Source organism: Streptococcus sp. FSL W7-1342, from assembly GCF_037966635.1.
Classification (GTDB): domain Bacteria; phylum Bacillota; class Bacilli; order Lactobacillales; family Streptococcaceae; genus Streptococcus; species Streptococcus salivarius_D.
Genome location: NZ_CP150200.1, coordinates 153525 through 167633 on the forward strand (window position 1 = coordinate 153525; position 14109 = coordinate 167633).

Below are 14109 nucleotides of genomic sequence, written 5' to 3' on the forward strand. Positions count from 1 at the left end.
GTGTCAAAGGAGAGCCAATGATTACTGCAAATGATATCGTAAAGGCTAATGAAGTCTTAAAAAACGTGGTGGAACGCACACCACTAGATTTTGATCGCTACCTATCTGAAAAATACGGGGCGACCATTTATATTAAAAAAGAAAATATGCAAAAGGTACGCTCTTTCAAATTGCGTGGAGCCTACTATGCTATCCATCAATTGAGTGATGAGGACAAGGCGCGTGGTGTGGTTTGTGCATCAGCCGGAAACCATGCTCAGGGGGTTGCCTACACTTGTAACGAGATGAAGATTCCGGCAACCATCTTTATGCCAGTAACAACACCTCTCCAAAAAATTGGTCAAGTCCGTTTCTTTGGTGGCAAGTTTGTAACAATCAAATTGGTGGGAGATACCTTTGATGCTTCTGCTCAAGCAGCACAAGAATATACTAAGTCTGAAGGGATGACTTTCATTGATCCGTTCGACGATTATAATGTCCAAGCAGGGCAAGGAACTGTTGCTTATGAAATTTATGAGCAGGCTCAAGAGGAAGGTGTTTCCTTTGATAGTATCTTGGTTCCAGTCGGAGGCGGTGGCCTTATCTCTGGTGTAGCTACTTATATCAAAGATGTAGCACCGTCTATGGAGGTTATTGGTGTTGAGGCTAGTGGTGCTCGTAGTATGCGTGCTGCCTTTGACCGTGGTTATCCTGTAAAACTTGAAGAAATTGATAAGTTTGCGGACGGGATTGCTGTTCAAAAGGTAGGTGTCAAGACCTATGAAGTCGCACGTAAATATGTTGACCGCCTCTTGGGAGTTGATGAAGGATTGATTTCAGAAACCCTAATTGATATGTACTCTAAGGTTGGTACCATTGCAGAACCCGCAGGTGCGGCATCAGTGGCAGCTTTGGAAGTGATCAAAGATGAGATTAAAGGAAAAACCATCGTCTGCATCATTTCAGGTGGTAACAATGACATCAACCGTATGCCAGAGATGGAAGAACGTGCGCTTATCTACGATGGTATCAAGCATTATTTTGTGGTTAACTTCCCACAACGTCCTGGTGCCCTTCGTGAATTTGTAAATGATATCTTGGGACCAAATGATGATATCACTCGTTTTGAGTACATCAAACGTGCTAATAAAGGAAAAGGTCCGGTTCTCATTGGTATAGCTCTTAGTGACAAGAACGACTATGATGGACTTCTCGAGCGTCTCTCTGCCTTTGACCCAAGTTATATCAACCTTCACGGTAACGAAACACTATACAATATGCTTGTCTGAGGATAGGTTCATATAATGAAAAAAGAACTGACAAAGTCGGTTCTTTTCTACTTTAACTTAGCTATAAAGTGGCACTAAGGCCTTATCTTCAAACTAAAACCCCAGTATTTCTACTGAGGTTTTCTTTATTCGATAATTAAGAGTCCATCTTTGATGGCGAATGGATTGTCTTTATTGATGCGGTCGTAGAACATGATACCGTTAGTATGGTCGATTTCATGTTGAACAACGATTGAGTTGTAACCACGGAGTTTAACACGTTGCTTTTCGCCTTCTTTGTTGAAGTATTCAACAGTTACACGAGCATGACGAACCACGTAACCAGGAACGTCGCGGTCAACTGAGAGGCATCCTTCGCCATCGCCCAAAGCAGCATCTTGAACAGAATGGGCAACTACTTTAGGGTTGTACATGATTTCTTGAAGGCTATATGCTTCTTTTGGTGGATTACCTTCAGCGTCTTCAGGGTTTGGAACGAGAACAGCGATAATGCGTTTTGAAATATCTAATTGAGGGGCTGCAAGACCGACTCCCCCACGAAGCCCCATTTTTTCGGCAATAACAGGATCTTGTGAGTTACGAAGAAACTGCATCATTTTTTCGCCTAGGATAATGTCTTCGTCTGATAGTGGGAAGGTTACATCTTCAGCGACAGCACGCAAGGTTGGATTTCCTTCGCGAATGATATCATTCATATCAATCATATGGCTGGCGCGGATAATTTTGGTTTGAGCGTCCATTTGTTTACCTCTATTTTCTTTGATTTACTTGTTTATAACTATAGCACAAAAGGGTTGAAAATTAAACCATCAAGGGTTAAAGTGAGGCTTTTTCTAATCGATAAAAGCCAGTTTTTCCAAGGTTTTTTTCTCTAAAATACGATAGGTTTTAAAGGCCTCTTTTTCGATAATTCCCTGGTCGATAAATTGTTTGATGACTCGCTGTACATGACGATAGCTAGTCCCAAAACGGGAAGCTAAAATGGATGGCGATAATTGAAAGATATTCTCTTCTTCACTATTCAAAATATGGGTGGCCAGACGCTCTTTGACAGAGTAGCTAGCATTCGTTGAAGCAGTGATACCTTGCTTATGCAGTGCCATAGCTAGGTTACGTCCAATTTGGTAGAGAAAAACAGGGTCTTTGAGGAGTTCTTCTTTATTATTTAATGGGAGCTGAACTGCTTGAACCTCTTCTAAAGCAATGACTGATGATCCTGCTGGTTGGTTGGTCATGAGTTCTACATCTCCCAATATCTGAGGCTGATTGAGCGTTTCTAGGATATGTTCTTTACCATTGAAGAGAGAACGAACAATTTTTACCTTTCCTGATAAAATGTAGGTCAGCTCAGTGATAGCTTGCCCTTGGGTACAAATATAATCGTTTTTTTGAAAGGTGACTTTCTGTAATTGGTTGAGGTAGGGGGGTGGAAAGACCTGGTCAAGTTGAGGTCTTATGGCATGATTACGCATACATCTCCTTTTTTAGGACCTAGGTCCTATTTTTTAAAGTCTCCTTAGATTATAATGAAAAAATAACTATTAGACAAGTAAGGAAAGGATGTTCTTATCCCTATATTATGACACGAATTTTAGAAAAAATGAGCCTGCTTGGGCTATCCTTGCTCTTGATTTCGGCCTTTTCGATTTCAACAGCGTTACCACCTATGTTGGACTACTATAGCCCAAGTTTTTCTGCCGCGCAAGTGGAGCTTTTAGTATCTGTCCCTTCATTTTCCGTAGTCGCGATGCTCTTACTTAATTCATTTATTGACAAATGGCTAAGTGATAGACAGCTAATTGTGACTGGGCTGCTCTTACTTAGTAGTGCTGGGATTTTTCCTTTTTTTGTACAAGCCTATCCTCTTGTCTTACTGTCACGTATTGCTTTTGGAATGGGGATTGGTCTTATCAATGCTAAGGCGATTGCCATCATCAGTCAACGTTATCAAGGTAAAGAGCGAGTTCAGATGTTAGGTATTCGTGGCTCCATGGAGTTGATTGGTGGAGCTTCTTGTTCCCTTTTGGTTGGACAGTTACTGAAAATTCATTGGACCTTTGCCTTTCTTATCTATGGTTTTGGTTTTGTGATTTTGATTATGTATCTCCTTTTTGTGCCAACGATGGAGCAGGTGGAGAAGAAGCAGATTACAAAAAGAAAACAAGTTCTGAACAAAAAAGACCTTGGTATGATTCTTGGCATGGCTCTTTTAGCAGGTTTTGTCATCTGTATCAATTCTTCGATTAGTTTGCGCGTGCCTCTGTTTCAAGTTGCTGGTAAGACTATTGAGAGTGGTCAATCAGCCTTAGTACTGAGTTTAGAGCAGGGAATTGGAATTGTAGCTGGACTGAGTTTCGCCTCGCTTATAGGACATTTTAAAAATCGTCTTTTGCCTATAGTGATGTTCTTGTTAGCGGTTTGTCTCTTTGGGATGTCAGTGGCTGGTAACTTACCGATTTTGATTTTATCTTCAGTTGGTGTTGGTTTCTTTTATAGTATTATTTTGACAATTATCTTTAACCGACTTTCTGAGTCTATTGCTAGAAATCTGTTGAACAAGGCGACAGCCTATGTCCTCTTAGGGTGTAACCTAGGGTCAGCCATTTCCCCTTATGTTTTGAAATTGTTAGCACTCATATCTCCAAGTTTTAGTTGGATTTTTCTAGCCTATGCAATCGTAAGTTTCCTACTTTTCCTTGGATTCTTTCTGAATGCAAAAATGGCCAAAAAAGTCTAAGCTTCAAAAACTTAATCAGTGAAATCTTGCGATTGACAAAGATTAGTAGATGAGCTAAAATAGAGAGGTCGTAAAGACAAACCAACTCTTTCTTGGTTTTAGGAGAGCCAATCCTAAGACTCGGATGGAGCAAAAAAAGGAGAAAAAACATGGCAATCTCAAAAGAGAAAAAAAATGAAATCATTGCTCAATACGCACGTCACGAAGGTGACACTGGTTCAGTAGAGGTTCAAGTTGCTGTCCTTACTTGGGAAATCAACCACCTTAACGAACACATTAAACAACACAAAAAAGACCACGCTACTTACCGTGGTTTGATGAAAAAAATCGGTCACCGTCGTAACTTGTTGGCATACCTTCGCCGCACAGACGTTAACCGTTACCGTGAGTTGATCAGCTCACTCGGACTTCGTCGTTAATAACGATGCTAAGGGCGTAAAAAATCCGTATGAAAATAGGGGGACGACGTCGTGTTTGAGGAACACAAGGAGTTTCATCTTTTTCACTAGGATTTTAGCCCGAATTCAAAACAGCTCTCTAGATATAGAGGGCTGTTTTTCTGTGTTCCTTTAAAAAATTCTGACGATGATTAATCTATAGAACAAAAAAACTCCCAAATTAATTCTGGAAGTTTTTTAACTTAAAATTTTTTTGATAACTGTTTGAAATTGAGGGAGTTGATGGATAGCAGTTCCGACAAGGATACCTAACATATTTAAGGTGATATCTCCCAAATCAAAGACTCCCAAATGTCCGAAGTACTGAATGGATTCGACGGAGAAAAGGGTAAGGAGGCAGAGTAGGAGATTACTCAATCGTGAAGAAAAGAGGAGTCCCAGAGGGATGAACATTAACAGGTTCATGATGGGAACGAAGTGGCTGCCCCAGTATAATTCCCGAGCGAAGGAAAGGGGGTTAAGTGAGAGACCTTGGGTACCAATGTTTTTCAAGAAAAGTAGGTAGAAGAGAGCAAGAAAGTAAATGAAGTAGAGTAGGAGCAGTGTCTGTTTTTTCAGCTGTCTAGTAAGAAGGAGTTTCAAAAAAGCATAGACAAAGTAACTAAGCAGGACTATGATGACTAGGTTGAGTAAGACTTGGAAGTAGGAGCCATAATGGGCGATGTAATGAACGTACTGTTCGAGATGGCCCCTATAAAACCAATAAGACAAGCACAGTGATAGGCTTCCTAGTAAGATGTTACTCAATGTTTTTAATGTTTTTGCCACTTTGCTCCTCCATTTGCATATGATGAGTACACATTATATCAAAAAAACGTTTAAAGAAAGTTAAGAAACTGTAACGAAGTTTTGATAGAATGGAAGGATAAGGCAGAATCAAAGACTAAAAAAGGACTTTGAAACAGCAACTCTACTTTTGACTAACAATTTAATGGTTTTTGTAAACAGGCTATGAAAGCTTATAAAATAATTAAATTTTAAAAATTAGGAGTCAGCATCTTGTTTCAAGATTATTAAAATGTTATTATATAGTAGTGAATTTTTAACATAAAAAGGAGTTCGTCTTATGAATAAAAAGGTTTTGGCGACAGCCGGAATTGCAGCACTTGCAGTTTCTGCTACAGTTGCTAAAGCTGATGAGGTAACGACAAACGATCAAGCCTCAACAACAGCATCAGTATCATCGACAGCTACACAAGCTGTCCCAACTCAAGCCCAAGTCGAAGCGGCTAGAGAACAAGCCAGCGCTGCAAATCAAGCAGTATCGCAACAAGAGTCAGTAGTTGCTAATCATGAAGCAGCTGCCAACCAGGCTCAAGCAAACCTAGCGACAGCAGATGCTAACTTGCAAAAGGCACAAACAGCAGCCGATGAAGCAAGTCCAGAAACTATTGCTGCCGCTCAAGGTCAAGTAACTACTGCTGAAAATGCAGCTAAGGAAGCTAAGTCAGCAGTCGAAACAGCTCAATCAGCAGAAAAAACTGCTAAAGATGCAGCAGACAAACAGCAAGCTGTCGTTAATACAGATCAAGCTAATGTCAATGCTAAGGCTAGTGAAGTTGCTAATGCTCAAAAATCAGTAGATGCCGCTAAAGCAGCCTTTAATGGTTCTAGCGCTTCTGAGGCAGCTTCAAACCAAGCTAAAGCACAATCAGCTTTTGATGCTGCAACAGCAGCTGAGAAAAAAGCTCAAGAAGAATTGGCAGCCGCTCAGGCAGCTGATAAAGAAAAAGCTACTGCTATTTCAGCTAAAGAAGGGCAATTGACTGCAGACCAAAATGCAGCAAACCAAGCTAAAGCAGCTTATGAGACTGCTCAAACAGTAGCTAATGAAAAGGCAGCTGCTCTTGCAGCCGCTGAAGCAGCTAAGAAAAAAGCAGAATCTTCAACAACTTCAACAGCTAATGTTCGTCAAAAATTCTCAGTTTCACAAGAATATGTCAATGCTCTTAAGATTCATGAGTCTAAAACAGCGACCGCAGCAGAAAAAGCTCAAGCTGAACAAGTCTTGAAGAACGTTAATAAACGTGATCGTGGTAACAATAGTTATCAAGATAATGAAGCGGATAAAAATGTTAAAATTAGTGATTTGAATAACCTTAGTGAAGCTCAAATTACAGATTTGTCATTGTATGCTTCAAGTTTGATTAACCAAATTCGTACAGCCTTTGGTACAACTCAAACATCTGTTTCAAAAGGTAGTGTTCTTGCGGCTGACCGTGTTTCAGACGGTTATGTAGCAGATAACTGGGGTTGGGAAGCTATTACCCATCAACGACATGATAGTGCCGCCCTTGACCGTGCTGGTAAGTCATTTAATAGTGTAAGTATTGGTGAAAACCTTAATACATGGCAAGGTTTGACAGGACCATTTACTCTTAACGACATTAAGAAATATGTCTATGAAGCTATGCTTGACTTCATGTTTAACGGTAATGAGTGGAACCATGCTCGTTCTATCTCTGGACTTACAGCAGATGGTGGTGAGTCTTACATTGGAACAGACATCAGTGTTGTTGCCGGTGCCTTTAACGTTCACGTAAACAATGTCAATAAAAATTCTATCGCTTCTGATAGTAGCTTTGACACAACTAAGATTGCTAACCCATATGAAGGTAACCAATCTCAATCATCTTCAAATGCAAATCTTGCTGCTGCAAAAGCAGCTTATGAAGCTGCTAAGCAAGCTAACGATCAAGCTCAAAGTGATTTGGCTAGCAAGAAAGCGGCTTCTGAGTCAGCAACTCTTAAGCTTAAGAATACTCAGTCAGAACTTGCAGCTCTTAAAGCGACTGCAAGCAAGTTGGCAGCTGCTCAGAATAACCTTTCTGAAAAACAAGCAGCCCTTGCAACTGCTAAATCAGAATTGGAAAAAGCTAACGCTGCAGTTGAAAACCTTAATGCTAACGCACAAGAAAAAGCAGCAGCCCTTAGCAAAGCTAAAGCAACTCTTGATGAAAAACAAGCAGAGCTTCAAACAGCTAAAGATAAACTTGCGACAAGTTCTGCAACCTTGCAACGTTTGACAAATGCCTACAACGCTGCTAAGCAAGATACTGCTAAGAAACAAGTAGCATTGACACAAGCTAACCAAGCCTTGACTGCTGCTAAGAACCGTCTAGCAGCCCTTACAAATGCTTCAGGTAACCTAGCTAAGGCTAAAGCAGAACGTGCAACAGCCTTTGCTAAATTTACTGCAGCCAAAGGTGCTCTTTCAACTGAACGTGCGAAACTTGTTGAATTGTCTGCTAAACGTGATAAATTAACGAGCGAATACACAACTGTTCAAACAGCCTTCGATAACTACATGAAAGCTAAGGCAGACAAAGAGCGTCAAACACAATTGGCTAAAGAGTTCGCTAACATTACATCTAAAGGTCTCACACCAGTACCTGTTTACGATGTAGATGGTAAAGTTATTGCTTTCACAACACAAGAAAAAGCAGCTCAAACGGTGGCTCAAATTCCTGTAAATTATGGTCAAGCAAAAGCAGAGAAACAAGCTCCTGTACAAGAAACAGACAGCTTGCCAGAAACAGGTGAGTCAACTGCAGTAGGATTCAGTCTTGTAGGTCTCTTTATGACACTATTGGCCTTCCTTGGTTTTGTTGACAGACGTACACGTCGTAACTAATCATAGACAAAAAAACGGCAGATGCCGTTTTTTTATATATTTGAGAATCTAAAAAAAGTTAAGGTCGAAACCTTAACTTTTTCGTTTTTAACCCAAGAAACGTTTGAGGAATTCCTTGGTACGTTCTTCTTTAGGATTTTCAAAGATTTGTTCTGGGCTACCTTGTTCAGCGATTACTCCTTTATCCATGAAGATGACACGGTCTGAAACATCACGTGCGAACTCCATTTCATGGGTAACGATAATCATGGTCAAACCAGTTTCAGATAGCTCCTGCATAGTCTTGAGTACTTCCCCTACCATTTCTGGGTCAAGGGCTGAAGTTGGCTCGTCAAAGAGGATGGCTTCTGGATCAACAGAGAGGGCACGGGCAATGGCCACACGTTGTTTTTGTCCCCCTGAGAGTTGTTTTGGTTTAGCTTTCCAGTATTGTTCCCCCATACCAACTTTCTCCAAGTTAGCTTTGGCGATACTCTCAGCTTCTTTACGGTCACGTTTGAGAACGGTTGTTTGAGCTACGATAGCATTTTCCAAAACATTAAGGTTTTCAAAGAGGTTGAAAGATTGGAAAACCATACCGAGTCTTTCACGATAGGTAGTGAGGTCGTAACCTTTTTCAAGGACATTGTCTCCATGATAGAGGATTTCACCACCTGAAGGTGACTCGAGTAGGTTAATAGAGCGAAGGAAGGTTGATTTCCCTGAACCTGAAGAACCAATAATTGAGATAACTTCACCTTTCTTGACGCTGAGGGAGATATCTTTGAGGACTTCGTTTTTTCCGTATGATTTTTTGAGGTTTTTAATTTCTAAAATCGTTTCAGTCATTAGTGAACCCCTCCTTGTGTGTAAGTATCTTGATCCAAACGGCGTTCTACATAACGCAAGATGCGTGTCACTGTGAAGGTGAGGACAAAGTAGATTGCTGCGATAACAAAGAATGTTTGGAAGTATTGATATGTTTGACTTGCAACAGTGTTACCTGCGAAGTAAAGTTCCACAACAGAGATAACGTTCAAAACAGAGGTATCCTTGATATTGATAACGAACTCATTACCAGTAGCTGGCAAGATGTTACGGATAACCTGTGGAAGAACAATCTTACGCATGGTTTGACCGTGGGTAAATCCAAGAGCAGTTGCAGCTTCAAATTGTCCTTTATCTACGGCGAAGATACCACCACGAACGATTTCACTCATGTAGGCTCCGGTGTTGATAGAAACGATGAAGACAGCTGCTAGGGTACGGTCAATATTGATACCAAAGGCCTGGGCAGTACCGTAGTAGATAACCATAGATTGTACAATCATTGGCGTACCACGGAAAACTTCGATATAGACATTAAGCACCCAACCGAAGAGTTTTTGGAGCAAGGCTACAAATTTATTAGTAGCCTTAGGAGCTGTGCGGTAAACACCAATCATAAGACCGATGAAAGTACCCACAACTGTACCGATAATTGAGATAAGAAGGGTAATTCCTGTACCACGTAAGAATTGTGGCCAGTTCTTAGCGATGATATTGCTCATCTGACTAAAGAAGTTTCCTTTTTTAGCCTCATCAGTCTTATCTGCAGGTTGGATGTCAATGATGTGATCCATCAGTTTAACACGTTCCTCTTGGCTGATTCCAGCAAGGACCTTATTGACTTGTTCCATTTGCTGGCTGTCTCCTTTGCGAAGACCGACGGCCAAGGAGACGTCATCGTCTGAAACCTGGAAACCACCATCTTTAAGCGTAATCATCTTATATTTTGAGCTAGCTTCTTCGGCAGTTTTTGCTTCAGGACGCTCTGAAACATAACCATCGATGATACCTGATGCAAGGGCTTGGCGCATAGCCCCAAAGTCTCCCATAGCCGTTTGTTTGCTGACACCTGGGATTTGGTCAATCAAATTATAGAGATAAACCCCTTGTTGAGCTGTGATTTTAGCATCCTTGAAGTCTTTGAGACTCTTAGCGTTGGCATAATCACCGTCTGAGCTGACAACCATGACAGGTTCGCTTCGGTAGTAGCTGTCTGAAAAGTCGATTTCTTGACGACGTTCAGCTGTTGGGCTCATACCTGCGATGATCATATCGATTTTGCCGGAAGTGAGGGCAGGAATCAAACCTGTCCAAGCTGTTTTGACTACCAAGGGTTTCTTGCCTTGAGCTTCAGCGATTTTTTTAGCGATTTGCACGTCATAACCGTTGGCATACTGTTTGGTACCTTCGATTGGAACGGCTCCGTTTGAGTTATCGTCCTGCGTCCAGTTGAAAGGTGCATAGGCAGCCTCCATACCGACACGGAGATACTCGTCTGCTTGAGCGCTTGATACCCCACCAAAAACGAGGAGGAGCGCTGCAAAGCAGGCTACAATAATTTTTTTCATTGAAACAATGTCTCCTATAAAAATGTCATACCTTACCATTTTACAGGAAATTAGGATTAATGACAATAAGTTGGGATTAGAAAAACAATCTCTATACCAAGATTGTCTTCAAATACAAGTTGTAATTTGATATAATGGGAAGGACGATTTGGAGCCTTAATCATTTTTGGTGTGATGAGGCTAGCATTTTAAAACGGAGATAATTATGCAAACGGCACAATTTATTATTGAATTACTAAAAGCAGTCTTTCTTGGGATTGTCGAAGGTATCACTGAGTGGCTACCGATTTCATCTACAGGTCACTTGATTTTGGTGAATGAATTCTTGAACTTGAGACAAAGTAAAGATTTCATCGATATGTTTAATATCGTTATCCAACTTGGTGCTATTCTTGCGGTTATGGTCATTTACTTTAAACGTTTGAATCCCTTCCAACCTGGTAAGACAGCACGTGAAGTGCAATTGACTTGGCAACTTTGGCTCAAGGTGGTCATTGCCTGTATTCCTTCAGCCTTCTTTGGTCTTCTTTTAGATGACTGGATGGAGGCCCATCTCAGTAATTTCTTTGTAGTAGCTATCATGTTGGTAGTCTACGGGATTGCCTTTATTTGGATTGAGGACCGCAATCGACGTGTAGAACCTAAGGTAACGGATTTGGCACGTATGTCTTACAAGACAGCTTTCTATATTGGTCTTTTCCAAGTCTTGAGTATCATTCCAGGGACAAGCCGTTCAGGTGCTACTATTCTTGGGGGTATCATCGTTGGTACTAGTCGTAGCGTAGCTGCTGACTTTACCTTCTTCCTTGGTATTCCAACCATGTTTGGTTATAGTGGCCTTAAGGCGGTTAAGTATTTCATTGACGGGAATACCTTGACAGGTGGACAAGTGGCTATTCTCTTGGTAGCTAGTGTGACAGCCTTTGTTGTCAGCTTGTTCGTGATTCGCTTCTTGATGAATTATATTAAGAAACATGATTTCACAGTTTTCGGAAAATACCGTATCGTGCTTGGTATTATTGTGCTTCTCTATGGAGCTGTCAAACTTATTTTCGGATAATTACTTTTAAGTAAACTGAAAAGGACTTCAATTGAAGTCCTTTTTAGCTGGTTTAGAGATCATTTGTGGAGAAGTTTTCCAAAGATAAGGTAAGCTAGCGACCATAGGACCAGTCCGCAAGTCAAAAAGCTGGCTAGGATTTTCAAGAAGTCCACGACATTATGCAAGGGATACCATCCGGACAAACAGAGAATTGGAAGGATGGTAACACACATGATTGAGAAGTGGAGAAGAGATTGCTGTTTGAGCGATAAACGATTATCGTCGTAAATGGGTGCAGTTGCTAGTATGATGGCGACGATTAGCCCTGTAAGAAAGGTAGATTTGTTTACTTGATAAGGTTGCCCCGATAAGTAGAGAAAGAGCGTCAATAAACTCGTTATTCCTCCAGCAATGCTAGCTCGTAGCCACCCTTTTTTATAGGCAGTCATGGTCATCACCTCCATGTATATCTTCACTTTTATTATACTCCAATCTAGGATAGATGACAGGTATAAATGGGGAAATACAAGGTTTTGTTAGTATTAAGAAGTTTTTAGAAATCCTTTCCAAAATAAGACTCAAACTTGCTCAGAAATTGCTATCTCTTGGCTTTTCTAGTATAATGAAATAACTACTCGTGCGAGGTTTTTTACATATGGAAATGAAACAAATAAGCGAGACAACTCTAAAAATCATGATTACCATGGAAGATCTTGAAGAACATGGTATGGAATTGAAGGATTTCTTGATTCCCCAGGAAAAAACAGAGGAATTTTTCTATACTGTCATGGATGAGTTGGACTTGCCTGATAACTTTAAAAATAGTGGGATGCTGAGCTTCCGTGTCACGCCACGCAAGGATCGTGTGGATGTCTTTGTGACTAAATCAGATCTTAAGGAAGACCTTGATTTCAACGATTTGTCATATATGGATGACTACTCAGGGCTTTCTCCAGAAGAGTTCCTCAAGGCTCTTGAGGGTAACTTTATGGACAAGGGTGACATCGAAGCACACCATAAGCTCGAAGAGCTTGAAAAGACCTTGGAAGAGGTTGATAAGGCTATGACAGAGCCTACCAAGGAAGTGCCCGAAGAAAATATTCGTGAAGACTATACCCACTATGTCTTGGCCTTCTCTGACTTTGATCAAGTGGTGACCTTTACACAAGGCTTGAAGGATGTGCCTGTTGAAGGTTCTGAGCTTTATAAACTTGGGGATGTCTACTATATGACAGTCCTTCTTTACTTGGCTGATGAGCCTGATTATTACGCGAACAATATGTATGCGCGTTTTCTTGAATATGCGAATGTAGCAGACCGAACACGTGCCTACCTACAAGAGCATGCAACAATCTTGATGGAAGAGGACGCCTTACCGGTACTACAAGCAACGAAATGGAGCTAAGACATGCCTTGGACCATTAATTATATATTCGTTTTGATTGGGACCTTTTTGATAGCCATCGTGACGACCCCTTTGGTACGCTCTTTGGCCTTACGTGTCGGAGCTGTTGACAATCCCAATGCAAGACGTATCAATAAAAAGCCAATGCCTAGTGCTGGTGGTCTAGCTATTTTGTTGGCCTTTGTACTAGCGACCTTGGTCTTTATGCCTATGATTATCCATAAGGATATTTGGCATGTTTCTTACATCAGGTACATCTTGCCGGTTGTTGTGGGGGGATCTGTCGTAGCTCTGACGGGCTTCGTTGATGATATCTTGGAATTAAAGCCTCTACCTAAGATGCTTGGTATTGTTATTGGAGCTGTCATTGTTTGGGCTTTTACAGACTTCCGATTTGATAGCTTTAAGATTCCATTTGGTGGTCCTATGATTCATTTTGGACCGGTCTTGACCTTGATTTTAACGGTGTTATGGATTGTGGCCATCACCAATGCCATTAATCTGATTGATGGTTTGGACGGCTTGGTTGGAGGCGTTTCCATCATTTCCCTTATGACTATGGGGGTGATCTCTTATTTCTTCCTCTATGATACTGATATTTTCTTGACCATGACTATCTTTGTCTTGGTGGCTGCCATTATGGGCTTCTTCCCTTACAATTATCATCCAGCAATTATCTATCTAGGTGATACAGGGGCGCTCTTTATTGGCTTTATGATAGGTGTTTTGTCATTACAAGGGTTGAAAAATGCAACTGCAGTGGCTATTTTGTCACCTGTTATTATCCTTGGAGTGCCTATTGTTGACACAGTGGTAGCTATTGTCCGCCGTAAATTGTCAGGGCGCCCAGCCATGGAGGCTGACAAGATGCACTTGCATCATCGCCTTCTAGCTATGGGCTTCACTCATCGAGGAGCGGTTCTGGTGGTTTATGCCATCGCTATCCTCTTTTCATTGATTGCCCTCCTGTTAAACGTTTCTAGCCGTCTCGGTGGTATTCTCTTGCTCTTGAGTTTGATTTTGGGAATGGAAATTCTGATTGAAGGGCTTGAGATTTGGGGCGTTGGTCGAACACCACTCTTCAACCTTCTGAAATTTATCGGGAATAGTGATTATCGCCAAGCAACCATGTTAAAATGGAAGCAAGGGCGAAAAAATTAAACATTTGAAAAGCCAAGTAATGGCTTTTT

13 protein-coding genes are annotated in these 14109 nt (G+C 41.1%); 7 read left to right on the top strand and 6 right to left on the bottom strand.

Annotated elements, in window-relative coordinates; all coding sequences use genetic code 11:
* Positions 1–17: 17 nt before the first annotated feature.
* The gene (gene ilvA / locus NSQ79_RS00880) at positions 18–1268 is read left to right on the top strand and encodes a threonine ammonia-lyase IlvA (protein WP_002883616.1); all 1251 of its coding nucleotides are present in this window, start codon (positions 18–20) and stop codon (positions 1266–1268) included.
* A 125-nt stretch (positions 1269–1393) separates the two neighbouring features.
* On the opposite strand, the gene def is transcribed toward ilvA, so the two are convergent.
* Positions 1394–2008, bottom strand: a complete 615-nt coding sequence (gene def / locus NSQ79_RS00885) for a peptide deformylase (protein ID WP_002883663.1) — start codon at positions 2006–2008, stop codon at positions 1394–1396.
* Positions 2009–2101: 93 nt separating this feature from the next.
* Positions 2102–2740: a cyclic nucleotide-binding domain-containing protein gene (locus NSQ79_RS00890; protein WP_155213060.1), complete on the bottom strand. Its 639-nt coding sequence runs from the start codon at positions 2738–2740 to the stop codon at positions 2102–2104.
* Between the two features lie 107 nt (positions 2741–2847).
* Here NSQ79_RS00890 and NSQ79_RS00895 point away from each other — a divergent pair, with 107 nt between their 5' ends.
* Positions 2848–4005: an MFS transporter gene (locus NSQ79_RS00895; protein WP_084915097.1), complete on the top strand. Its 1158-nt coding sequence runs from the start codon at positions 2848–2850 to the stop codon at positions 4003–4005.
* Positions 4006–4154: 149 nt separating this feature from the next.
* Positions 4155–4424, top strand: a complete 270-nt coding sequence (gene rpsO, locus NSQ79_RS00900; protein WP_002883618.1) for a 30S ribosomal protein S15 — start codon at positions 4155–4157, stop codon at positions 4422–4424.
* A 216-nt stretch (positions 4425–4640) separates the two neighbouring features.
* Here rpsO and NSQ79_RS00905 read toward each other — a convergent pair whose 3' ends face one another.
* Entirely contained in the window at positions 4641–5231 is a 591-nt protein-coding gene (locus NSQ79_RS00905; protein ID WP_014633812.1) for a VanZ family protein, read from the bottom strand.
* A gap of 298 nt (positions 5232–5529) precedes the next feature.
* On the opposite strand from NSQ79_RS00905, the gene NSQ79_RS00910 reads away from it, so the two are divergent.
* Entirely contained in the window at positions 5530–8097 is a 2568-nt protein-coding gene (locus NSQ79_RS00910; RefSeq protein ID WP_175062534.1) for an SEC10/PgrA surface exclusion domain-containing protein, read from the top strand.
* An 87-nt stretch (positions 8098–8184) separates the two neighbouring features.
* Here the strand turns inward: NSQ79_RS00910 and NSQ79_RS00915 are convergent, their stop codons facing one another.
* Together NSQ79_RS00915 and NSQ79_RS00920 are read right to left on the bottom strand one after the other, a co-directional pair.
* Complete coding sequence (locus NSQ79_RS00915; protein ID WP_002886432.1) at positions 8185–8925, bottom strand: amino acid ABC transporter ATP-binding protein; 741 nt, start codon at positions 8923–8925, stop codon at positions 8185–8187.
* Positions 8925–10472, bottom strand: a complete 1548-nt coding sequence (locus tag NSQ79_RS00920; protein WP_002886433.1) for an ABC transporter substrate-binding protein/permease — start codon at positions 10470–10472, stop codon at positions 8925–8927. The genes NSQ79_RS00915 and NSQ79_RS00920 overlap by 1 nt, the downstream gene beginning before the upstream one ends.
* Before the next feature lie 205 nt (positions 10473–10677).
* Between NSQ79_RS00920 and NSQ79_RS00925 the strand changes: the two genes are divergently transcribed.
* On the top strand, positions 10678–11532 hold the full coding sequence (locus NSQ79_RS00925) for an undecaprenyl-diphosphate phosphatase (protein ID WP_002883622.1): 855 nt from the start codon (positions 10678–10680) through the stop codon (positions 11530–11532).
* 59 nt (positions 11533–11591) lie between these two features.
* On the opposite strand, the gene NSQ79_RS00930 is transcribed toward NSQ79_RS00925, so the two are convergent.
* Positions 11592–11963: a DUF3021 family protein gene (locus NSQ79_RS00930; protein ID WP_045001980.1), complete on the bottom strand. Its 372-nt coding sequence runs from the start codon at positions 11961–11963 to the stop codon at positions 11592–11594.
* A 206-nt stretch (positions 11964–12169) separates the two neighbouring features.
* Between NSQ79_RS00930 and mecA the strand changes: the two genes are divergently transcribed.
* Positions 12170–12919 carry an adaptor protein MecA gene (gene mecA, locus NSQ79_RS00935; protein WP_014633671.1) on the top strand — a complete coding sequence of 250 codons (750 nt, stop codon included), beginning with the start codon at positions 12170–12172 and terminating at the stop codon, positions 12917–12919.
* Between the two features lie 3 nt (positions 12920–12922).
* Positions 12923–14080 carry an MraY family glycosyltransferase gene (locus NSQ79_RS00940; RefSeq protein ID WP_014633670.1) on the top strand — a complete coding sequence of 386 codons (1158 nt, stop codon included), beginning with the start codon at positions 12923–12925 and terminating at the stop codon, positions 14078–14080.
* The last annotated feature ends 29 nt before the right edge of the window (positions 14081–14109 follow it).

What these genes read in the sequence shown, in the direction of transcription:
- ilvA (WP_002883616.1), top strand. Translation starts at nt 18, where the DNA reads ATGATTACTGCAAATGATATCGTAAAGGCTAATGAAGTCTTAAAAAAC.
- NSQ79_RS00940 (WP_014633670.1), top strand. Translation starts at nt 12,923, where the DNA reads ATGCCTTGGACCATTAATTATATATTCGTTTTGATTGGGACCTTTTTG.
- NSQ79_RS00925 (WP_002883622.1), top strand. Translation starts at nt 10,678, where the DNA reads ATGCAAACGGCACAATTTATTATTGAATTACTAAAAGCAGTCTTTCTT.
- mecA (WP_014633671.1), top strand. Translation starts at nt 12,170, where the DNA reads ATGGAAATGAAACAAATAAGCGAGACAACTCTAAAAATCATGATTACC.
- NSQ79_RS00895 (WP_084915097.1), top strand. Translation starts at nt 2,848, where the DNA reads ATGACACGAATTTTAGAAAAAATGAGCCTGCTTGGGCTATCCTTGCTC.
- def (WP_002883663.1), bottom strand. Translation starts at nt 2,008, where the DNA reads ATGGACGCTCAAACCAAAATTATCCGCGCCAGCCATATGATTGATATG.
- NSQ79_RS00930 (WP_045001980.1), bottom strand. Translation starts at nt 11,963, where the DNA reads ATGACTGCCTATAAAAAAGGGTGGCTACGAGCTAGCATTGCTGGAGGA.
- NSQ79_RS00920 (WP_002886433.1), bottom strand. Translation starts at nt 10,472, where the DNA reads ATGAAAAAAATTATTGTAGCCTGCTTTGCAGCGCTCCTCCTCGTTTTT.
- NSQ79_RS00915 (WP_002886432.1), bottom strand. Translation starts at nt 8,925, where the DNA reads ATGACTGAAACGATTTTAGAAATTAAAAACCTCAAAAAATCATACGGA.
- NSQ79_RS00890 (WP_155213060.1), bottom strand. Translation starts at nt 2,740, where the DNA reads ATGCGTAATCATGCCATAAGACCTCAACTTGACCAGGTCTTTCCACCC.
- rpsO (WP_002883618.1), top strand. Translation starts at nt 4,155, where the DNA reads ATGGCAATCTCAAAAGAGAAAAAAAATGAAATCATTGCTCAATACGCA.
- NSQ79_RS00910 (WP_175062534.1), top strand. Translation starts at nt 5,530, where the DNA reads ATGAATAAAAAGGTTTTGGCGACAGCCGGAATTGCAGCACTTGCAGTT.